This is a genomic window from Lysinibacillus sp. NPDC093197 (genome assembly GCF_044754025.1).
Taxonomy (GTDB): domain Bacteria; phylum Bacillota; class Bacilli; order Bacillales_A; family Planococcaceae; genus Lysinibacillus.
Genome location: NZ_JBIVOH010000005.1, coordinates 258395 through 279739 on the forward strand (window position 1 = coordinate 258395; position 21345 = coordinate 279739).

A 21345-nucleotide genomic window follows, 5' to 3' on the forward strand; every position below is an offset into this window, starting at 1 on the left:
GTTATTCTCTCCCTTGTAAAATCGTTTCAATAATTGCCATGCGCGTATATACACCATTGCGAACTTGATCAAAAATTCTAGAACGTTCGCTTTCGACTAGCTCTGATGCAATTTCTACATCACGGTTAACTGGCGCTGGATGCATAATAATTGCCTTTTCCTTCATTTTCTTCTCACGTTCCACTGTCAATCCGTACTCTTCATGATAGCTTTCTTTTGAGAAGCTTTTATTTACTTTATGACGTTCATGTTGTACACGAAGTAACATAATGACATCGCTTATTTCGATTAAATCGTCCCAAGAATGATGTGCTTTAAAATCCCCTGCCCAATCTTCCGGGCAAAGAAAATGCACATTTGCTCCTAGTCGTTGTAACGCCGAAGCATTTGATTTCGCAACGCGACTATGAGATATATCCCCAGCGATTGTGATATTTAACCCTTCAAAAGAACCAAACTCTTTTTTTATCGTGTACAAATCCAGCAATGATTGTGATGGATGTTGACCAGCGCCATCTCCTGCGTTTATAACTGCAACATTAATGCCTTCTAGTAGCTCGTTATAATATTCATCTTCTTGTGCTCGGATAACGACCGCATCTATGCCAATCATTTCTAATGTTTTGACTGTATCGTACATTGTTTCGCCCTTTGTCACACTTGAAAAGCTTGCGTCAAATGGGATTACAGTACAGCCAACTTTCCGCTCTGCCATCTCAAAACTTGTTTTCGTTCGAGTACTCGGTTCAAAAAATAAGTTTGCAACGTTGTAAGCACGAGATAACGATGATGTTTCGCCATTTTCAAAAGCCTGCGCACGATGTAAAATGCTGCTAATCTCTTCAGTTGTTAAATGTTCCATTGATAATAAGTTCTTCATCATGTACCTCCATTAGATTGTGTGTCATGAACGTCTATGTATGACGTTCTTCATTATTTAAGTGTCTAAATAATGTAAAAGCCCCGCTGATGTCATCAGCGAGGCATAAGGAGGCGTGACAAACTATAGTAAGCTCTATGCCTACTTACCGCTTGTCCACTACTTCCCTTTTTTTGCCTCTCTGGACAATTCATTAAAAGGTACTACTATGAATTATTATTTTGATTGTAAGGTACTGGTAGATCGGCTTCTTTTTTACCTGGTAAAACCGCATTTAGCACAACTCCGATAATCGCTGCTAATGCCATACCTTCTAAACTCAGTGATTCTGTGACGATAAATTTCGCACCGCCGATACCTATTACTAGAATAACAGAGGCAATCACTAGGTTGCGGCTGTTGCCAAAGTCGACATGATTGTCTACTAACATACGAAGACCGCTTGAAGCGATGATACCGAACAGCAGAATGGAAACTCCGCCAAGAACAGCTGTTGGAATTGTTGCAATCACTGCCATTGCTTTCCCGAAGAATGACAGGAAAATCGCTACTACTGCCGCTCCTGCTATTACATACACACTGTAAACTCGTGTGATAGCAAGAACACCGATGTTTTCACCGTACGTTGTTTTTGGTGGACCACCAATGAATGCACTAACTAATGTCCCAAAGCCATCACCTAGTAATGAACGATGTAAGCCTGGTTCTTTAATATAATCGCGATTCACTACTTTTCCTAGCACGAGCTGGTGACCGATATGCTCTGAAATTGTTACAATGACAATCGGTACCATCGCTAGTAAAATCGTTGATGTAATCGTAAAGTCATAATCTACACCAGGAATGATGAAATGTGGTACTGCAAACATCTTTGCCTCTTTAATCGGTTCGAAGTTGACGATACCGATTAAAATGGAGTAAACATAGCCAACGATCAGGCCGATTAATATCGGCATTGTACTTAAAATCCCCTTAAAGAAGATTGTAAAAATAATGGCTGTAAATAGTGTGACAAGTGCTGCTGAGAAATGCAGTAAGTTATATTCTCCATCAACATTCATTGCCATGCCCACCGCTGTTCCTGATAAGCCAAGGCCGATAACCATAATAACAGGGCCTACTACGATTGGAGGAAGGATTTTCATAATCCATTTATAGCCGCTCTTCCAAATGATGAGTGACACAATGCCGTAGGTTACACCGACGGCCATTGCCCCTATCATGGCGTTACCTGGGTTGACACTTAAGCCATTGTCATCTAAACCGCCTGCGGCAAGTAAAATTGGTGCGATAAAGGCAAACGATGAGCCTAAATATGCTGGTACTTGAAACTTCGTTATTAATAGGAAGAACAATGTTGCAATTCCGCTTGTTAAAAGGGCAATTGCAGGGCTAAGGCCTACAAGCTGTGGTACTAAAATCGTTGACCCAAACATGGCAAACATATGTTGGAAACTTAATGTCACCAATTGGACTGGGGTCGGTTTGTCATTTACATCTAATACTGCCTTTGACATAACATTTCCTCACTTTATAGTTAGTCTTCTTTATAAATAATGACGCAATCTTCACCATCGACTTCAGTTAAATTGACAACGATGCGCTCTGTGCCAGATGTCGGAACATTTTTTCCAACATAGTCAGCTCGAATTGGTAGCTCTCGGTGTCCTCGATCAATCAACACTGCCAGTTGAATTTGTGCTGGTCGTCCTAAGTCCATTATGGCATCTAATGCAGCACGGACTGTTCGGCCTGTATATAGTACATCATCGACTAAAATAATTTTTTGGTTGGCAACTACATAATTGATATCCACTTGCTCGACATGAGCTTGCTCATTTTCATGCTTTGTCGATAAATCATCTCGGTAAAGAGTAATGTCAAGCTCCCCTGTACGAATGGCTTTACCTTCTATTTTTTCGATACGCTCCGCTAAGCGTCTCGCTAGAAAGGCACCGCGCGTTTTTATACCAACTAAAATACATTCATCAATGCCTTTATTACGTTCAATAATTTCATGTGCAATACGTGTTAATGCTCTTGTCATAGATGGCCCATCTAATAGCTCATTTTTTGACATCTTTTGTCCTCCTCTCTTGTATCTATTTTCAGTGTTGTCCATTATGCGCAACTTTTATTAGAGTATTACCTCTGGAAAGCTGTTTAGCACAATCGAATTGTTACGGGATGCTTCCTAAGTGGTAAAGCATCATTACAACGGCATAAAAAAACCTCTCAAGGCGAATAGCCTGAGAGGGTTGAGTACGTGTTTAAATAGCATGTTGGAAAAATTTGCAGCACAAATTTTAGCAACACGTTCACATGTACCTTCTCAGCCTCTCTGGACTGCCATTAAAGGTGAATATTAAGTTAAAGTCATTCATTCACTTTCGTTAGTATAGACCTTCTTTAAATATTCGTCAATCCTTATTTCGTAATTCATCTAATAATTGTACATAATCAACAGGAAGTGGTGCTTCAAACTCCATATATTCGCCTGTTGTAGGATGATTGAATCCTAAAACTCCTGCATGTAATACTTGTCCACCAAAATCAATTGTCTTTCTCGGTCCATATTTTGGATCACCAACAAGAGGGAACCCAATATAATTCATATGCACACGAATTTGGTGTGTACGGCCCGTTTCAAGACGACATTCTACTAGTGTGTATTCACCGAGACGTTCAATAACTTGGAAGTGTGTTACTGCATGTTTACCTTTATCAACAACTGCTTGTTTTTGACGATCCTTTTGGTCACGACCAATCGGTGCGTCAATTGTCCCTTTATCATGTGCAATATGTCCATGAACAAGAGCTGTATATTTACGCGTTACTGTTTTTTTAACAAGTTGATCGACTAATGATTCATGCGCAACATCATTTTTTGCTACCATCAGTAAACCGGATGTATCTTTATCAATACGGTGTACAATACCAGGGCGTAAAATACCATTAATGCCCGATAAATCTTTACAGTGATACATTAAACCATTTACAAGTGTACCTGCCATATGACCAGGTGCTGGATGGACAACCATACCCTTTGGTTTGTTAACAACGAGCACATCCGCGTCCTCATAAACAATTTCAAGTGCTAGGTTTTCAGCAATTACATCTAATGGCTCTGCTTCTGGCACGATGATTTCTACAACATCGCCTGCTTTTACCTTATATTTCGCTTTAACTGTCTCACTATTTACTTTGACAATTCCTTCTGTAATCCAATTGCTAATTTGTGTACGAGACCACTCTGTCTGTATACTTGAAATCGCTTTGTCAATGCGCTCTCCTTGCTGTTGTTCTTCGATTGTATATAATACTTGCGTCATTGTTTCACCTGTTTCTTTTCTTTTTTATCTTCGGCGATTAAACCAATCATTAATACGACAACGGCAATTGTTAATGCTGCATCCGCAATATTAAAAATTGGGAAATCGTAATTCATAATAGGGATTAATACGTCGACAAAATCTACTACTTCTCCTCTAAATAAACGGTCAATAAAATTACCAATGGCGCCGCCCAATAAAAGCATTAAACCCACTTGAAAAAGAGGCTTGCCCTTTGCTTCTTTGTGATAAAAGTAAATGATGGCACAAATAACGCCTATTGTTACAATAGAAAACAACCACATTTGCCCCTCAAGCATTCCCCATGCTGCCCCTCTATTACGATGAGATAAAATGCCAAACCATGGATCCCATACGGAAATGCGCTCACCAAACTCCATATTTTTCACAATTAGCCATTTTGTCCATTGATCTAAAATAATCACAAAAGCGGCCAATCCATAATATTTATACACAGCTATTCCTCCGATCACTCAACATCTAACCTATTCTACCATAAGAGCTTATATAGCAATAACTAATATAACATGAAAATATGACGGAAACACAAGGCTGCGGTCCAAAAGTAAAAATCGGAGTGCTTAATCAATCGTTCAGTCAATAAAATCACATAAACGCCATGCCTTGTCCAAAAAAAGTTCAATAAGTTGTCCCCTATTTTAGAGGTCTTCTATGCAAAATAGGAAGCCGTTGATTTCCGTTCTAGACGCTCCCTTTTCGCAGGCACGGCTCCAACTATTTTTTGCGGCTTCTGCCGCAAAAATGGATTTTCCGCTCGTGCTGTTCCTGCAGGAGTGTCGAGCCTTCCAGTCTAGTATCGCCTGCTAAAAAAATATACTGCTCCTAAAAAATACATGGGTGATGATAACTCTTTTTGCGTTTCCTCACAAAAGTATCCGTGGTGGGACTTGCCTCGTGAAAAATATCCAACTTTGCATAGTCCAATAGACGATTGCGGACACATTACTTTAAAAGAAGCATTAATTGATTGACTCAAAATAAAAAGACAGTAGACCAACTCAAACTTCTTTGAGTTAATCTACCGTCTAAGTTGTTACAATCTATTACTAAATAGTGAAAGTTGTATCAGGACTTATGCAGTTTCAGATTCTTTCGAGTGTACGCGCTTCATAAAATCATTTACATCAGCAGGTACTTTACGATCTAACAATGACACAATAATGACAGAAAGGAAACCTACTGGTACTGTTACAATACCCGGGATTTTAAATTGTAGGAAACTCGGCAGTGTTCCTGGTAAGAAAATCATCCACATGGACACAACAAGGCCAATCACCAATCCAGCAATAGCTCCTTTTTCTGTCATACCTCTCCACCAAATACCTAATATAAAAATCGGTGTAAATGTACTCGCAGCAACCGTAAATGCTAAAGCGACTAAATGACCGATCGATGCATCCTTAACGAGTAAACCTAGTCCACCATAAAGAATACCTAAAATAACAATGGCAACTTTTCCGGCAACTACTCGCTGTTTTTGCGTAATATCTTTTTTCATAAAGCTAGCGTATAAATCATGTGCTAATGCGCCCGAGCTTGTAATGAATAGTCCTGATAAATTAGAGAAGATTGCAGCGAATGCCCCTGCAATAACAAGACCGAGAAGCCAATCGCCTCCTAAGGCAAGCGCAGTTGTTGGAATAACCATGTTATTGCCACCAAGTACTAAATCTCTCATCACTTCTTCACTTGCACTACCTGAAATGAAAATAGCACGACCAACAACGCCTAAAAATACTGCTAACAAGAAGAACGTACTGGCAATTCCGATGGCCATCAAAGCGGATTTACGGGCAGCCTTAGCACTTGGATTCGTATAAAAACGCAATAAAATATGCGGTAATCCAATAGTACCTAGCGCTAAACCGATTGTCATACTTATCGTTTGCCAAAACGTCGGGAAATAAAAGCCTGTCCCTGTCCATGCCGCACCATCAAAATTGATATCACTACCATCCAGTGCATAAGGTGATGTACCTGTAATCGGACCATTAAAGGAATTGATGGCTGCTAAAATTTTATCGTAATGCAAGCCCCCATACATTGCTGCAACTAGCATTACAATGAATGCTCCTAGACGAATCCAAAGCTCTAATGCTTGGTTAATTGTCGTCCCTTTCATTCCGCCTATTCCTACGTAGAAAATCATCACTACACATGTAAAGATAATACCGAATTCATAGGATGTACCAAAAAACATACTTAATATTTGTGCTGCTCCTAACAGCTGTGGTGCCGCATAGAAGCCTGAAATCGCTAAAACAACAATTACTGCAGCTAAACGAGCTCGTCTACTATGGAAGCGATAGGCTAAAAAGTCTGCCACAGTAAATGCTCCAAAACGTCTTAATGGCCCAGCAACAAAAATGGCTAATAGCGTCAAGCCAATTGAGAAGCAAAATGCATAATAGGCACCATCATAGCCTAGCTGAAATGTTAAACCAGCAATCCCTAAAAATGTAGCTGCACTTAAGTAGTCTCCCCCAATAGCTGATCCATTCGTAAACCATCCAAAGCTCCGTCCCCCAACGAAGAAATCAGATGCCGTTGTATTTTTTTTCGTTAAATACGTAATGTACACAATGGTTCCCATTAGTGCAATTGTCAGCAACATTTTAGGTTCTAAAATCGTCTCAATCATTCAACCTACCCCCTTTAGTGAACTACTTATTTGACATTTCATATTTTTTCAAGCGCTTTTCATACAAAGTCGTATGGACAAATGCAATAACAAATGCCATCACCATCATGACAATTGTCGTGACAAACCATGTTACAGTCATGCCTCCCCATACTTTCTTAAATGCAATTTCAGGAGCAAACCAATTCATTACTGGGATACTAAAAATTAAAATAAAATAAAATACCGTTAAGCTAAAGCCTGTAGTAAACTCATCCTTCATAATTTTATGCGTCGTCGGATCTAACGGTGGCAACTCTCTGACATCCACAGTTCCAGCTTCCACATACTCATAATCATGACTCCCCGCCATATTACTAACCCCCTTTAGTCTAGGTGAATAATTATCTGAAATTTAAAATTATTATTCACTACAACTATTCTATTCTATTTTTCCAATAATATAGGTACAATATTTTGCTGTATTAGTACAAAATATTGCTATTTTAAGTTAAAATACTTTTATTAATCTTCTTTTTATTTTTTGATTTTAGAAAGGGGCTGTTTAGCATTTTAAGCGTCGTATGGTACGTTGAGAATTCAATTGAAAAACAGCAAATGATAGGATGGCTAGAAGAGTTTCTCCCAAATACATTTACTGAATGTACACAACCGAGTACACAAGAGGTGGCAATTTTCGTCTATGAAATTAACCATTTATTTGATTGGGTTAAGGTCAAACGATTAAAGAAAAATTATCCTAATAGTATTATTGTCCCTATTGTTGCAGTACACTTAACCTATTCAGCAGGTATTGCCATTGAATTAAATTTACTAGCACTTCTTATTAAACCTTTGCAAAAACAAAAATTTTTACGAATTGTAAAAAAGCTTTATACATCCTATAAAGATCAGCAAGCAAGTACCGTTACGATGCTTGAGCTATCACAACAAATCCCACACAATCATACGTCACCATTTCGCGAAGCTTTTTTGAGACGACTCATACGGGGTGAGATTAATAACGAACAGGAAATTGTCCAAGCTTCTTCATTTTTATCAACTGACTGTATTCCAAATATCATATTTTTAATCCAAGGCTATGTAGATGCTCAGCAAAACCGACCGATACTGTATGATGCAAGTAGTGTAATTACCAAAGTCTTTCGACAGCATTTTTCGGACAAAGCACCTCTGTCCTTTTTAAATTTCGAGCGTTACTTATTATTGCTGATGCGAATTCCTCATACGTATACATCATTTAAACATTGGTCAGATGGTGTCACCACTTTATTGACCGTTATCGAGCTTTTAAAAAGAGATTATAATATCCACCTTTTTATAGGAATTGGTGGTGTGTTTTTGCAATCTTTGCAAGTTAAAGAATCCTACAGTCAGGCTAGAAAAGCACGTAGAAAGCCACCTGTAGATAATATTCATATACGATTTTATGAGGACTTAACGAAGCATGAACAGCTTCAAAAGGCTATTCAATATATTGAGGACCATTATGATGAGCAACTAATTATTAGTGATGTCGCCAAATCAATTAATTTTAGTCCTACTCACTTTAGTCGCTTATTTAAAAAAGAGACTGGTCGTAATTTTGTTGATTATGTAGCGTATACTCGCATAATTAAAACACTCCCTTATTTACGGAAATTTGACTACACTATTGAAAAAATTTCAGCAAGTTCTGGCTTTAATACACCCAATTATTACAGTCTTACATTTAAAAAATATGTAGGGATTTCTCCAACTGACTACCGCAATACAATCGAAATATTGTTTAAGTAAATATACTGAATGCTCGGTTTTCAAAACAGCTTCGTGCAGACACCCTCGCTTACTTCCTATTCAACGTTACTTTCCACTATCGTACTTAACTTTAGATCGGTATGTTCACAGCTATCCATTCATATAAAAAATGAGCAGTCGATTTCATCATCGACTACTCATTTTTATTTCATGAAATTTTATACGTAATACTTTTCAACAACTTCTGCACAACGAGCACATACTGTTGGTTGCGCTTCATTTGTTCCAACTGTTGCAGAAATTGACCAACAACGCTCACATTTCTCACCTGTTGCTTTTTCAACAACAATTGATACATGTTCTAAAGCTAGCGCTTCAGCAGGAGCTGATTCAATTGGTGCTACCTCAAAAGCAGAAACGATTGAAAGCTGAGCAAAATCAATGTTTGCATCATTCAATAATGCTAATACTTCTGGTTTTGCATAAACTGTTACTTTCGCTTCAAGAGACTTACCGATTGTTTTAGCATTTCGAGCTTCTTCTAATGCTTTTAAAATATCATCACGTACATCGATAATTGTTTCCCATTTTTCACGTAACTCATCAAAGTTTGCTTGCTCAACTACAGATGGGAAATCCGTTAATTGAACTGATACCTCTTCGACAACACCTTGTGCGTGTAAATAAGACCAAACTTCATCTGTTGTATGTGGAATGATTGGTGTCATGATTTTTACTAATGTCATTAATGTATCGTAAATAACCGTTTGCATTGCACGACGATCGTGATTGTCATGACCTTCAATATAAACAACGTCTTTTGCGATGTCTAAGTAGAATGAAGATAGTTCTACAGCAACAAAGTTATTAACTGCATGGTAGACAGCAGCAAAATCATAACGATCATAAGCGCTACGAACTGTTTTTAATACATCTTGTAGACGCATGTAAATGTATTGATCCATTTCACGTAAATCCGCATATGGTACACGGTCTTTCAATGGATTGAAATCAGCTACATTGCCGTGTAAGAAACGGAATGTATTACGGATTTTACGGTAAACTTCAGATACTTGCTTTAACATATCCATTGAAATACGAACATCGGCAGTATAATCTACAGAAGCTACCCATAGGCGTAAAATATCAGCACCGTATTGATCCATTACCTTTTGTGGAATAATTACATTTCCTAGTGATTTACTCATTTTGCGACCATCGCCATCTAGAACGAAACCATGCGTTAATAGACCTTTATATGGTGCATAGCCATTAATCGCCACAGACGTAATTAACGACGAGTTAAACCAACCACGATGTTGGTCAGATCCTTCTAAGTAAAGATCAGCTGGATATTTCATACCACGTTCAACTAACACACCTTGGTGAGATGATCCTGAGTCAAACCATACGTCCATAATATCGTTTTCTTTCGTGAATTCACCATTTGGACTACCTGGATGTGTAAAGCCTTCTGGTAATAATTCTTTAGCCGTCATTTGGAACCAAATATTTGATCCATGCTCACGGAATAGTGTAGAAATACGTGCAATTGTTTCTGGCGTAATAATCGGCTCACCATTTTCAGCATAGAAAATTGGAATTGGTACACCCCATGCACGTTGACGAGAAATAACCCAGTCTCCACGATCACGAATCATATTATAAAGACGTGTTTCGCCCCAAGAAGGTGTAAATGTTGTCGATTTTACCGCTTCTAATAATTCATCACGGAAAGCATCGATTGACGCAAACCATTGTGGTGTAGCACGATAAATTACTGGTTTTTTTGTACGCCAGTCATGTGGATAAGAGTGCGTAAAGAAGTTTAGTTTTTCTAATGCGCCAACTTCTTCTAATTTAGCAGTAACCATTTTGTTTGCATCATTGTAGAAGACACCTTCAAAGCCTGGTGCTTCGTCAGTATAACAACCACTGTTATCCACTGGACTTAGAATTGGTAAACCGTATAACTTACCAATTTGATAGTCATCTTCACCGTGTCCTGGAGCAGTATGAACACAGCCAGTACCCGCCTCAGCAGTAACGTGTTCACCGACCATTACAAGGGACTCACGGTCGTAGAATGGATGTTGTGCTACGATGCGATCTAATGCTTCTCCCTTTACTTCTTGGATAACTTCATAAGTTTCCCAATCAAGCTCTTTTGCAACTGTTTCAAGCAATTCTTTCGCAATAATGAATTTTTTATCCGCTACTGCAACAACAACATAAATGAATTCTGGATTTAAAGAAATCCCTAAGTTCGCTGGTAATGTCCAAGGTGTAGTAGTCCAAATAATAAATTTCGCATCAGCTGGGACAACACCTTTTGCATCTTTAATCGCAAAGCTTACATAAATAGAAGCTGATTTTACATCTTTATATTCAATTTCAGCCTCTGCTAATGCAGATTCTGAAGATGGTGACCAATACACTGGTTTTAAGCCTTTATAAATATAGCCTTTTTCAGCCATTTTACCGAACACTTCAATTTGTCGTGCTTCAAATTCTGGTTTTAACGTAATATATGGGTTTTCCCAATCACCACGAATACCTAAACGACGGAATTGCTCACGCTGATTATCGATTTGTTCATATGCATATTTTTCGCAAAGCTCGCGGAATTCAGCAATAGACATTTCTTTACGTTTTACACCTTTGTTCGTTAAAGCTTGCTCGATTGGTAAACCATGTGTATCCCATCCAGGAATATAGTTGACATGGAAACCTGTCATTGAGCGATGACGTGTGATCATATCTTTCAGCACTTTATTTAAGGCGTGACCAATATGGATATCACCATTTGCATATGGAGGGCCATCATGTAGAACATATTCAGGGCGACCTGCTGTACGCTCCATTTGTAGTTTATTGATGTCCATCTCATTCCATTTTTCTTGCATTTTTGGTTCATTCGCTGGTAAATTTCCGCGCATTGGAAAATCTGTTTTCGGCATTAGTAACGTTTCTTTATATTCAACCATTTGTTAATTCCTCCTTTATTTTTTTGCAAACAGAGAACAATTGCTAAGCATTTGATTACATTCGACAGATTTTTGTAAAGTCCCAAGCAAAGGTAAACAGAACACAACTTGTGCCAATCATTTAAATTACGCCTTTTTGCTATACTTTCCTAGTGACACGCAAAACAATCCATTAACAACAAAAAAAGCCCCTCAATCCCTGTAAGGGACGAGAAGCTTGAACTCGCGGTACCACCCTAGTTGTAGTACATAATTGTACTACCGCTTGAAAGCACGTTAACGTTGTGCGCTCCGAAATAACTTACTAAACGTTCAGTTATTTAGCTCAGAAGTGATTTTCTTTGTTATTTGCTTGTCTGGGCTCACACTATCCCCAAATCGCTTTACTACACCTAACAAATACTGTCTTCGTCTCTGCCTATATGCATATCTGTTCTTATTTAATTACTATTACAATAGTATATGGAAATCCATGTATGGCGTCAAGTCATATTCATTACATGACTACGTCACTTTTTCAATGGACTATTTAGATTTCTTCTGATTCTTGGGCTTCCTCTACAGAAGACTGAATTTCTGTTAAATCAATATCATATTGCAATAAATGATCCCAATCGTCTGCATTAAGTAAATCCAATTGTGCTTCTACAAGCATTTTAAATCGATTGCGGAAAACTTTTGACTGCTTTTTCAGCTCATCTATTTCTATAGTTACTTTACGTGCTTTCGTTAATGCCTCATTAACAATGCGATCAGCATTTTTTTCGGCTTCTTTCACAATAAGCTTTGCTTCTTTTTGTGAGTTTCTTCGTACCTCATCTGCTGCCTCTTGAGCGACAACAATTGATTTTTGTAATGTTTCCTCTAAAGAATTAAAATGTCTCGCTTGCTCTAAAGCCATTTCCAGTTGCTTATCGACATCTTTTTTTTCACGGAGTAATTTTTCATAATCTTTAATAATTTGATCTAAAAATTCATTTACTTCATCTTCAGCATATCCCCTGAAAGATTTTGTAAACTCCTTATTATGTATATCAATAGGTGATAATGGCATACGATCCTTCTCTCCTTTACATGTACATTCGTAATTCCTATTATACAATTGTTCTAACAACTTAGCAGTAAAAATAAATAGAAATTACATGTTTTTTACCCTTTTTGGGTCAAACGACCGATTTGCAAACGAATTTTATCTTTCTTTGTTCGGCCTTCTGTCATTATTATTTTCACGCGACCACTACCTCGTACTGATAAAATATCACCTTCTTGACATTCAAAAGCAACACTATCTCGTTCAGTCCAGTTTACACGCACTTTTTTTCCGCTAATAAGTGCTTGTGCTTTTTGACGAGACACTTTTAATACCGTTGCAATAATGACATCCAAACGCATAGACGTAACGGTATGAGATTCTTCCTGCCAGTCATCTTCATTTTCAATAAGCGCTTGTGACTCTTTAATAGATTCTACATGCACTTTAACCTTCCCAATCCCTGTTAAATGAAGGCGTACATAATCTGCGACCTCTTCAGCGACTACAAACTGCACTTGCTGCTCATTCACCCGAATGTCTCCGAATTTAGCTCTGTCTAAGCCTAATGATAATAGGGCACCGAGCACATCTGGGTGGCGCAATTGGACAAATCTTGCAGGATAGTGAATTGTAAATACTGTAAGCTGATAATCGTCCTCTTGCGGTTCGAAATACGTTGGAAAAATAAGCATACGTTGACGTTCTGCCTCATGAAACAAGCCATCGCTTGTCGTTTGAAGCATATTATTTTGCGCAATGATAGACATCACAATAAAACGCTGCCTTGGATCTAAAAAATCTGTAAGTTTCGGAGCATAGCGGTCTTCCACCTCACTTTGCCAACTTACTACCTGCTCAATAAAAGGCTGCTCGTCCTTCCTAAAATGTTGTATTAAATGCTCCATCTATCGTTCACCCCATCTACCTCATCCATTTGAAACTACTAGTTTATGTATGTCTAGTATTCCCTTTTTACACAAAAAATCCCCACTAATTGTGAGGATTCTGACTAAAACATAAAGAATATTTTTTGAATCACAATAAAAAGCCCATTTTTAATAAAATTCAACATGAATATTGCCACAATCGGAGAAATATCAATCATGCCAATAGGAGGAATGATTTTTCTAAAAAGCCCTAAGTATGGATCACACATTCTTTCAAGAAAACGGCCAATTGCTGAACTTTGAGCAGCTGGTACCCAAGACATTAAAACATATGCTACTAGCATAAATGAGTACACAGTAAACGCTAAATCCAAATAATGCAAAATTATATAAAAAGTCATATAAACTACAATCCTCGCTATTAATTATCGTCTAAAATAAAATTTGAAATTTCGCCAGACACTTCTACATTATCTGGTGTGCATAAGAATATATCTTTGCCTATACGTTGAATATCTCCACCTAGCGCATAGACTGTACCGCTTAAAAAATCGATAATTCGTATACCTTGCTCTCTTTCAATACGTTGCAGATTAACAATTGTTGCTCTTTTGTTTTTCAAGTTTTCTGCGATATCCTGAGCCTCTGCATAAACTCTCGGTTCTACCAATACAACCTTTGCACCTTTTGTATTCATAGCTGCTTGTAAACTAACAATATTATTATTAGCATTTGTACTTTGCGGTACAATTTCATGAATTTGTGCCTTACGTTCTTTGATAACCTTTTTAGATGGTTTAGCTGCATGAATCGGTTGTTGTTGCACGGGTTGTTGCTGAATAGGAGCTTGCGTGATTTCTTCTTCTAGGTCTTCTTCAAGATAAAAGAAGTTTTTAATTTTATTTTTCATGCTCATCCTGTTCCCCTCTTTCATTTCCAACAAGAGCCGTTCCGACTCGAACGAATGTAGCTCCTTCCTCTACCGCTATTTCAAAGTCATTAGACATGCCCATTGATAACTCGGTACAAGGTGCGTGTGCGAATCCTCGTTCGGCTATTTGCTGTTGACATTGTTTTAATTGCTTAAAAACAGAGCGAATAATTGTTTCGTCCTCTGTATTTGGTGCCATTGTCATTAAACCTACAACTTGAATTTTCGTGAAGTCTTGTAAAGATTCAATAAAAGTTACTGCGTCTTCTGCTGTTAAACCATGTTTTGATTCTTCACCTGACACATTAACTTGTACAAAACATTTTACCGTTTTTGTTGCTCTTTTTTCAATTTCTTCAGCTAAGCTTAGACGATCCAAGGAATGTAAGTAATCAATTTCGTTAATAACTTGTTTTACTTTTCGAGTTTGTAATGATCCAATATAATGCCAGTGTACATTTGCTTGAATGGCTTCAATTTTTTGTTTTAAGCCTTCAGGACGATTTTCACCTAAATGTATAAGCCCTGCATCAATTGCCTCTTGTGTTCTCTCAACGGAAACCTCTTTCGTAACAGCAATAATTTGAACATTAGTTGCCTCACGATTTGAACGCTGTTGTGCTGCTTGTATTTGATTATTAATTTTGTCTAAATTTGTTAAGATTTTCGTCACTGTTTTTCCCAACTTTACAACTTAGTTTCCTTTATTGTAACAAGCAACTGTTCATTTATCAATGAATAGCCTGACCTATAAAAATGCTGATACATTTACGCTGCTCACGCGGAATGAGGGGCTACAGTCTTACTGTTCGAAAAATATGAGCGAGCAGCACAAATGCTATGATTCTACGATAATGCCTTTACTAGAATGACATCCTTTCCGACTACAAGAACATCTTTCATATACACTTTTCTTATTGATTCTTCTCCTCTAAAAAACCCTAGATATTTTCGTGGCTCTGCAATCATAAATGCCGTTACATAGCCCGTTTCTTTTGATACTTCTGCATCTACAACAAAGCCTAAAAAACGTCCATTCCCTGCTTCTATTACTTCTTTTTGCTGTAACATCGAGAAACGCATCTGTATCCCTCCTACTAAATCAATTACCATTGTGTTTTATGTTGAGCTAAAACAATTACAATGCTTATTGATTAATTGCTGTATAGCTAAAAATCTATGACCGCTATCTTCATGTTCGCACTAACGCAATGAAGATAAAATGCGCACCGAAGTTTCGGGTGCGCATTGTCTACTTACTTATAATCTTTCTGCATTGTTTCAATGGCATTTTTTTCTAGACGTGAAATTTGCGCTTGGGAAATCCCTAATTCTTTTGCAATTTCAGTTTGTGTCTCACCATAATAAAAACGCTTCGCTACAATCATCTGCTGACGTACATCTAACTTTTGTAAGCTTTCCTTCACTGACACGTAGGCAACCCATTGATCTTCTGATACATCATCATCACGTAATTGGTCCATCATATAAACAGCGTCTCCACCGTCTGCATAAATGGGTTCTTGTAATGAAACTGGGTCTTGAATGGCATCTAAAGCAAATAATACATCTTCCTTTTTCATGTCAATCATTTCTGCGATTTCTTCAATCGTTGGTTCTCGCAAATTATCGGTTATCCATTGTTCTTTTGCCTGCATCGCCTTATACGCAATATCTCTAAGAGAACGAGAAACACGTAGTGCATGATGATCACGCAGATGGCGACGAATTTCACCAATGATCATTGGTACAGCATATGTTGAAAATCGTACATTATGCTTCAAATCGAAATGATCAATGGCTTTCATGAGGCCAATACAGCCTACTTGAAATAAATCATCTGCCTGTTCACCCCTGTAGGCAAATCGTCCGACAATACTTAGCACTAACCTTAAATTACACATTACAAGCTCTTCCCGAATCTCTGTTTCTCCTGCTTGTAATCGAATGAAGAGTTCCTTCATTTCTTCGTGCTTTAAAATTGGCAAAGTCGATGTATCTAAGCCGCAAAGATCTACTTTTGTTCGCATATTCGATTCCTCCGGATGTTATTCTCTGACTAAACCGTTACATCAGTTTGTCCGACAGAATCGAGAATATGCAGAAAAAATGTGACCAATTTTAGGTAGGATAAATTTCCCTATCTAAGATATTGGCTGATTCAAATTTTCTCGTAAATCTTGTATAATTTTCTTTTCTAACCTTGAAATATATGATTGCGAAATTCCTAAATGATCTGCTACTTCTTTTTGCGTCATTTCAATTTTACCGTTTAATCCGAAACGACATTCCATAATGTATCGTTCACGTGCACCTAATAAATTAATGGCATGGAACATATGCTGACGTTCGATTTTCTTTTCAACATTATCTAGAATAATATGTTCCTCTGTCCCTAAAATATCAGACAATAGTAACTCATTTCCATCTGCATCAGAATTTAGTGGTTCATCTAGTGAAACTTCACCCTTCATGCGACTTGTTTTACGTAAATGCATCAAAATTTCATTTTCAATACAACGTGATGCATACGTTGCAAGTTTAATATTTTTATCGGTATTGAACGTTTCAATCGCCTTTATTAAGCCAATTGAACCAATACTAATTAAATCTTCAATCGGCGTACCCGTATTATCAAAACGTCTAGCAATATAAACAACAAGACGTAAATTACGTTCAATAAGTGTATCTCTAGCTCGTAAATCTCCGTTCATAAAGGATGCAATGACTGTGACTTCTTCTTCTCGACTTAGTGGCACTGGCAATGAATCATTTCCCCCTATATAGTACGTTTCACGACTCCGAAACTTACCCCATAATTTTTTCAAGCTAGCAAGTAGCCTAAGAAGCAATAGTTCTCCCCCTCTATGAGTTATTTGAAAGCGCTGAAAAATGTAAAATTGCTGCTGTGCTATGCGGAAAATTTTTAGCTTTTTTTGTTAAAACGATATATTCATTTGTTTTTACTTGTGATGACTCTCCTTTAATATGCAATTCATCAAAGCGAAAGCCTAAGACAATAGTTTGTTGTTGCACAGTATTGACATGAATAAATCGAATAAGACGCTGATAATCTACTGAAAACATTGATACATCGTAAGGATCTGTTTCTTGCCATTGCGATAGTGCATCTCGAATTGTTGCTGGTAAATAAGGTCGAAGCGCTGAATACGAAACGAAATGAACAGGTTTCCCCGACAGTGGCTCAATACATTGATTTCCTGTATCAACAAATGCCGAAAGTGGGATAACTTCATCAAAAACCTTTAAGGTCGTTTGAAATACAAACTGTCCACTTACACGCTCCAGCTTTACAAATCCCCATTGCTTATAAAATATAAGGAGATTACCAAATGCCAGCAATAAGCAAAGTACAATAAAGTGAATGACAGAAAGATTCTTTAAATACGGTTGTAATGCTGTTAACAGTCCGCCAATAACAATCGTTGCGGTCAGTACAATAGGACCTTGCTTTTGAAAGCTTCGAAGTTTAAAGCGAAAAGCTAGACCAATTAGTACAATAAAGCTTAGCACAATCGTAAGCAGCATTTGACCACCGATTACAGCTATTAAACTACTAATAATTGAACTCATTAATAATCTCGTATTCTTTACATAAACGCCTGTAACTTTTGCTGTAAACGTCAATATTGCTAGATTATAAAGCGTATTAATGAGCACCAGCCATTCTCCATACATAACAGCCGCCTCCTACTTACAAAGTTAGCACGCCAGCGGCACAAATATTGTCAAACAATCGCATGATTTCCTTAAAATGTTTTGACAAAAAACTTCGTTTCCTTACACAAAAAGTGCCTGACACGCAAACAATTCAGAATTGTTTGCGTGTCAGGCAATTAAAAAACTCGTATTTTACATATGTAAAATACGAGTTTTTATTATCCGCGATTTTTACGGTTACGTAAAAATGCAGGTACTTCTAACATGTCATCTTGTCCATAATTTTGCTGACTTTGGCGCTGTGGTTGTTCTTGCTGAACATGTACCTCTTGACGCTGCTCACGAATAGGTGCTTGTTGTTGAGGAGCAGCTTGTCGATTATTATTAATGCTGTTAATGCCTGGACGCGTATTTCCTCGGTGTTGTTGTAACGACTCTTCTGTGAAACCAGTCGCAATAACAGTTACAATGATCTCATCTTTTAAATTTTCGTTAATAACCGAACCGAAAATCATGTTAACTTCTTCATCCGAAGCCGATGCAACGATATCTGCCGCTTCTTGTACTTCAAATAAACTTAGGTTAGAGCCACCTGTAATGTTCATCAAGACACCTTTAGCACCATCAATTGATGATTCAAGTAATGGGCTTGAAATTGCTTTTTTAGCAGCTTCTGCTGCACGATTTTCGCCTGTCGCAATACCGATACCCATTAATGCAGAACCTTTGTTAGACATAATTGTTTTTACGTCAGCAAAGTCTAGGTTAATCAGACCTGGTGTTGCGATTAAATCCGAAATACCTTGAACACCTTGACGTAAAACGTTATCCGCTTCACGGAAAGCTTCTAGCATCGGAGTCGATTTGTCGACAATTTGTAATAGCTTGTCGTTCGGAATAACGATTAATGTATCGACAGCTTCTTTCATGCCACCAATACCACCAATTGCCTGTGTTTGTCGCTTTCGCCCTTCAAAAGTAAAAGGTCGTGTTACAACACCAACTGTTAGTGAGCCTAAATCACGTGCAATTTGGGCGATAACTGGTGCAGCACCAGTACCTGTGCCTCCACCCATTCCAGCTGTTACGAATACCATATCCGCACCGCGTAATACTTCTTCTAATTGTTCACGACTTTCTTCAGCCGCTTTTTTCCCTACTTCTGGATTAGCTCCTGCTCCTAAACCACGCGTAAGTTTTGTACCGATTTGTAGTTTAATTTCTGCTTTCGATAAATTCAAAGCCTGTGAATCTGTGTTTACTGCGATAAAATCAACACCTTGTACACCATGCTCTATCATTCGGTTAACAGCGTTGTTACCGCCACCACCCACACCAATGACTTTTATAACTGCAAGTTGATCAACACTTGTATCAAATTCTAACATTCTTTTTTCCTCCCACGGTAACTCGACTCTGTATCATTCATTACGCATTCAAGTTAATCAAAAAATTTATCAAATAATTTTTTTGCTCTACCGATTACGCTTCCTTTTGATTCTGAAGGTGTAGCATATTCTTGCTTTTTAGATGCTGGTGCTTGAGCACCGACAACCGCATACTCAATAGGCTGCGTATTCGTACCTTTTCCATAAAAATCATCTTCTAGATAGGCGTAACGAATCAGTCCAACTGCCGTCGTAAATGAAGGCTCTCTAACGCCAATATAATCTGGAGTATATATTCTAACACGCGTTTGCAGTATCTGGCGTGCTAATTGAGCTATACCATCTAGCTTTGCAACACCACCTGTTAAAACAACACCACCTGGCAAATCTCGAACGCCTAGACGTGCTAACTCATCAATTACTAGTTCAAATAATTCTTCTAATCTAGCACCAATAATTTCTGAAATAAAGCGTTGGCTGTACTGATCCCTTGAATCTGTACCTACAACTGGCACTTCAAAAAGTTCCTCGTCTGAAGCATCATCGTAAAAGGCATGTCCAAATTGGTGTTTAATTTGCTCCGCTTGATCTGTCGGTGTTTTTAAAACAATTGAAATGTCTTTTGTAATATGATCCCCACCTACTGGAATGACACCAGTATGTGTAAGTAGCCCCTCTTCAAATACCGCAATAGTTGTTGAGCCGCCACCTAATTCAATAAAGGCTGTACCTTGGTTTTTTTCATCTTCCGTTAATGCAAAATAACCAGCCGCCAGTGGTTGTAAATAAATCTCTCTAATGCTTAATCCCGCTTTCTCTACGCAACGTAGTACATTGTGTAACAACGTTTTAGAGGTCGTAATCATTGTCGCATCCATTTCGAGACGAATACCAATCATACCGCGTGGGTCTTTAATTTCGTCTAAATTATCTACTATAAACTGTCTTGGAATGATGTTGACTAATTCACGTTCAGGAGGTATTGACATGACTTGTGCAGATTCTACCACTCTGTCTAAATCATCATCTGTAATTTCTCTATTTTCACTATTTACAGCGACAACACCTTTAACTAGTTGTAACATCGTCTGATTAGCTGGAACGCCTAAAACGACTTCATCGATTTGATAACCTGTCATTCGTTCTGCTTGTTCTACTGCTTTTCGAATAGATTGAACTGTTGCATCAATATCAACAATTGCACCTTTTCGAACCCCATTCGATTTTACATTACCGACCCCAATTACATGTAATTGTCCGTCGCTCATTTCACCTATTAATACTTTGATAGAGGAAGATCCTATATCGAGTGATATATATAATTCTTGATGATTCAAATTCGCTGCACCTCCTTGAAAATGCTCTTAATTTCATTCTATTGTAAATCTTGCCTAATGTCTAAGCAAATCGAGTATTTTGGTCAATTTTTCTCTCATTCTATGGAAGTTTTTTTCTTATTGTGACGTTTTTCATCTAAACGAGTTAGTAAAATACGCCTAATTATTGCTATATTTTGGAACAAGCGTACTCCAAAGGCGAAAATGGCAGCTAAATACAAGTCCACCCCTAAATTCACACCTATGAACGCCAATCCCGCCGCAAGAACTATATTAAAAAAGAAACCTGATACAAATACTTTATCGTCATATACTTGTTGTAATTGAGCTCGAATACCTCCAAATAACGTATCTAATGCAGCCAGCACTGCTATTGACAAATAATTTTCATAGATAGAGGGAATTTGGATATTTGTTAACAAGCCAAGCGCTAGTCCAAATACCAAACCTAAAAATGGTAGCCACATAT

The 21345-nt window shown here is 37.8% G+C and carries 21 protein-coding genes and 1 other annotated feature; of the genes, 1 reads left to right on the forward strand and 20 read right to left on the reverse strand.

The features are described from left to right. Nucleotide 1 precedes the first annotated feature (1 nt). The 7 genes from ACIP9G_RS15250 to ACIP9G_RS15280 all read right to left on the reverse strand — a co-directional run bounded on the left by ACIP9G_RS15250 (nucleotide 2) and on the right by ACIP9G_RS15280 (nucleotide 7247). Entirely contained in the window at nucleotides 2-880 is an 879-nt protein-coding gene (locus ACIP9G_RS15250) for an aspartate carbamoyltransferase catalytic subunit (protein ID WP_340825963.1), read from the reverse strand. A gap of 206 nt (nucleotides 881-1086) precedes the next feature. Then, on the reverse strand, nucleotides 1087-2397 hold the full coding sequence (locus ACIP9G_RS15255; RefSeq protein WP_340825965.1) for a solute carrier family 23 protein: 1311 nt from the start codon (nucleotides 2395-2397) through the stop codon (nucleotides 1087-1089). Between the two features lie 20 nt (nucleotides 2398-2417). Next, entirely contained in the window at nucleotides 2418-2960 is a 543-nt protein-coding gene (gene pyrR, locus ACIP9G_RS15260; protein ID WP_340825966.1) for a bifunctional pyr operon transcriptional regulator/uracil phosphoribosyltransferase PyrR, read from the reverse strand. Between the two features lie 340 nt (nucleotides 2961-3300). Continuing rightward, nucleotides 3301-4212 carry an RluA family pseudouridine synthase gene (locus ACIP9G_RS15265; protein WP_340825967.1) on the reverse strand — a complete coding sequence of 304 codons (912 nt, stop codon included), beginning with the start codon at nucleotides 4210-4212 and terminating at the stop codon, nucleotides 3301-3303. Next, complete coding sequence (lspA, locus tag ACIP9G_RS15270) at nucleotides 4209-4688, reverse strand: signal peptidase II (RefSeq protein ID WP_340825968.1); 480 nt, start codon at nucleotides 4686-4688, stop codon at nucleotides 4209-4211. Before lspA ends, ACIP9G_RS15265 begins: the two co-directional genes overlap by 4 nt. Nucleotides 4689-5326: 638 nt before the next feature. Then, nucleotides 5327-6895, reverse strand: a complete 1569-nt coding sequence (locus tag ACIP9G_RS15275; RefSeq protein ID WP_340825969.1) for a sodium/solute symporter — start codon at nucleotides 6893-6895, stop codon at nucleotides 5327-5329. A 22-nt stretch (nucleotides 6896-6917) separates the two neighbouring features. Continuing rightward, complete coding sequence (locus ACIP9G_RS15280) at nucleotides 6918-7247, reverse strand: DUF485 domain-containing protein (protein WP_401020475.1); 330 nt, start codon at nucleotides 7245-7247, stop codon at nucleotides 6918-6920. A gap of 245 nt (nucleotides 7248-7492) precedes the next feature. Between ACIP9G_RS15280 and ACIP9G_RS15285 the strand changes: the two genes are divergently transcribed. Continuing rightward, nucleotides 7493-8671, forward strand: a complete 1179-nt coding sequence (locus tag ACIP9G_RS15285) for an AraC family transcriptional regulator (protein ID WP_401020477.1) — start codon at nucleotides 7493-7495, stop codon at nucleotides 8669-8671. Between the two features lie 179 nt (nucleotides 8672-8850). Here ACIP9G_RS15285 and ileS read toward each other — a convergent pair whose 3' ends face one another. From ileS to ACIP9G_RS15350, 13 genes are all read right to left on the reverse strand, one after another. Further along, nucleotides 8851-11619, reverse strand: coding sequence for an isoleucine--tRNA ligase (gene ileS, locus ACIP9G_RS15290; RefSeq protein ID WP_340825974.1), 2769 nt, complete (start codon nucleotides 11617-11619; stop codon nucleotides 8851-8853). 201 nt (nucleotides 11620-11820) lie between these two features. Next, nucleotides 11821-12043: a binding site (T-box leader), on the reverse strand. Nucleotides 12044-12148: 105 nt separating this feature from the next. Then, the gene (locus ACIP9G_RS15295) at nucleotides 12149-12673 is read right to left on the reverse strand and encodes a DivIVA domain-containing protein (protein ID WP_340825975.1); all 525 of its coding nucleotides are present in this window, start codon (nucleotides 12671-12673) and stop codon (nucleotides 12149-12151) included. 95 nt (nucleotides 12674-12768) lie between these two features. Beyond that, nucleotides 12769-13557, reverse strand: coding sequence for a YlmH family RNA-binding protein (locus ACIP9G_RS15300; protein WP_401020481.1), 789 nt, complete (start codon nucleotides 13555-13557; stop codon nucleotides 12769-12771). 104 nt (nucleotides 13558-13661) lie between these two features. Further along, the gene (locus ACIP9G_RS15305; RefSeq protein ID WP_340825977.1) at nucleotides 13662-13940 is read right to left on the reverse strand and encodes a YggT family protein; all 279 of its coding nucleotides are present in this window, start codon (nucleotides 13938-13940) and stop codon (nucleotides 13662-13664) included. A 20-nt stretch (nucleotides 13941-13960) separates the two neighbouring features. Further along, on the reverse strand, nucleotides 13961-14455 hold the full coding sequence (locus tag ACIP9G_RS15310; RefSeq protein ID WP_340825978.1) for a cell division protein SepF: 495 nt from the start codon (nucleotides 14453-14455) through the stop codon (nucleotides 13961-13963). Continuing rightward, a complete protein-coding gene (locus ACIP9G_RS15315; RefSeq protein ID WP_401020484.1) occupies nucleotides 14439-15143 on the reverse strand; it encodes a YggS family pyridoxal phosphate-dependent enzyme in 705 nt (234 codons plus the stop codon). Before ACIP9G_RS15315 ends, ACIP9G_RS15310 begins: the two co-directional genes overlap by 17 nt. Before the next feature lie 173 nt (nucleotides 15144-15316). Then, nucleotides 15317-15553, reverse strand: a complete 237-nt coding sequence (locus tag ACIP9G_RS15320; RefSeq protein WP_173477847.1) for a YlmC/YmxH family sporulation protein — start codon at nucleotides 15551-15553, stop codon at nucleotides 15317-15319. Nucleotides 15554-15726: 173 nt separating this feature from the next. Beyond that, complete coding sequence (sigG, locus tag ACIP9G_RS15325) at nucleotides 15727-16500, reverse strand: RNA polymerase sporulation sigma factor SigG (protein WP_024362132.1); 774 nt, start codon at nucleotides 16498-16500, stop codon at nucleotides 15727-15729. Nucleotides 16501-16614: 114 nt separating this feature from the next. After that, nucleotides 16615-17322: an RNA polymerase sporulation sigma factor SigE gene (gene sigE, locus ACIP9G_RS15330; protein WP_024362133.1), complete on the reverse strand. Its 708-nt coding sequence runs from the start codon at nucleotides 17320-17322 to the stop codon at nucleotides 16615-16617. A 13-nt stretch (nucleotides 17323-17335) separates the two neighbouring features. Next, nucleotides 17336-18169 carry a sigma-E processing peptidase SpoIIGA gene (locus tag ACIP9G_RS15335; protein ID WP_401020486.1) on the reverse strand — a complete coding sequence of 278 codons (834 nt, stop codon included), beginning with the start codon at nucleotides 18167-18169 and terminating at the stop codon, nucleotides 17336-17338. Between the two features lie 200 nt (nucleotides 18170-18369). Continuing rightward, nucleotides 18370-19539 carry a cell division protein FtsZ gene (ftsZ, locus tag ACIP9G_RS15340; protein ID WP_340825983.1) on the reverse strand — a complete coding sequence of 390 codons (1170 nt, stop codon included), beginning with the start codon at nucleotides 19537-19539 and terminating at the stop codon, nucleotides 18370-18372. 53 nt (nucleotides 19540-19592) lie between these two features. Then, a complete protein-coding gene (gene ftsA, locus ACIP9G_RS15345) occupies nucleotides 19593-20876 on the reverse strand; it encodes a cell division protein FtsA (protein ID WP_173477851.1) in 1284 nt (427 codons plus the stop codon). Between the two features lie 95 nt (nucleotides 20877-20971). Further along, nucleotides 20972-21343 (reverse strand): small basic family protein, encoded by a 372-nt coding sequence (locus tag ACIP9G_RS15350; RefSeq protein WP_173477852.1) that lies wholly within the window; start codon nucleotides 21341-21343, stop codon nucleotides 20972-20974. Nucleotides 21344-21345: the final 2 nt, after the last annotated feature.

Excerpts from the sequence above, each read along its gene's own strand:
- ACIP9G_RS15250 (WP_340825963.1), bottom strand. The coding sequence starts at position 880 with ATGAAGAACTTATTATCAATGGAACATTTAACAACTGAAGAGATTAGC.
- ACIP9G_RS15255 (WP_340825965.1), bottom strand. The coding sequence starts at position 2,397 with ATGTCAAAGGCAGTATTAGATGTAAATGACAAACCGACCCCAGTCCAA.
- pyrR (WP_340825966.1), bottom strand. The coding sequence starts at position 2,960 with ATGTCAAAAAATGAGCTATTAGATGGGCCATCTATGACAAGAGCATTA.
- ACIP9G_RS15265 (WP_340825967.1), bottom strand. The coding sequence starts at position 4,212 with ATGACGCAAGTATTATATACAATCGAAGAACAACAGCAAGGAGAGCGC.
- ACIP9G_RS15275 (WP_340825969.1), bottom strand. The coding sequence starts at position 6,895 with ATGATTGAGACGATTTTAGAACCTAAAATGTTGCTGACAATTGCACTA.
- ACIP9G_RS15280 (WP_401020475.1), bottom strand. The coding sequence starts at position 7,247 with ATGGCGGGGAGTCATGATTATGAGTATGTGGAAGCTGGAACTGTGGAT.
- ACIP9G_RS15285 (WP_401020477.1), top strand. The coding sequence starts at position 7,493 with ATGATAGGATGGCTAGAAGAGTTTCTCCCAAATACATTTACTGAATGT.
- ileS (WP_340825974.1), bottom strand. The coding sequence starts at position 11,619 with ATGGTTGAATATAAAGAAACGTTACTAATGCCGAAAACAGATTTTCCA.
- ACIP9G_RS15295 (WP_340825975.1), bottom strand. The coding sequence starts at position 12,673 with ATGCCATTATCACCTATTGATATACATAATAAGGAGTTTACAAAATCT.
- ACIP9G_RS15300 (WP_401020481.1), bottom strand. The coding sequence starts at position 13,557 with ATGGAGCATTTAATACAACATTTTAGGAAGGACGAGCAGCCTTTTATT.
- ACIP9G_RS15305 (WP_340825977.1), bottom strand. The coding sequence starts at position 13,940 with ATGACTTTTTATATAATTTTGCATTATTTGGATTTAGCGTTTACTGTG.
- ACIP9G_RS15310 (WP_340825978.1), bottom strand. The coding sequence starts at position 14,455 with ATGAGCATGAAAAATAAAATTAAAAACTTCTTTTATCTTGAAGAAGAC.
- ACIP9G_RS15320 (WP_173477847.1), bottom strand. The coding sequence starts at position 15,553 with ATGCGTTTCTCGATGTTACAGCAAAAAGAAGTAATAGAAGCAGGGAAT.
- sigG (WP_024362132.1), bottom strand. The coding sequence starts at position 16,500 with ATGCGAACAAAAGTAGATCTTTGCGGCTTAGATACATCGACTTTGCCA.
- ACIP9G_RS15335 (WP_401020486.1), bottom strand. The coding sequence starts at position 18,169 with ATGTATGGAGAATGGCTGGTGCTCATTAATACGCTTTATAATCTAGCA.
- ftsZ (WP_340825983.1), bottom strand. The coding sequence starts at position 19,539 with ATGTTAGAATTTGATACAAGTGTTGATCAACTTGCAGTTATAAAAGTC.
- ACIP9G_RS15350 (WP_173477852.1), bottom strand. The coding sequence starts at position 21,343 with ATGTGGCTACCATTTTTAGGTTTGGTATTTGGACTAGCGCTTGGCTTG.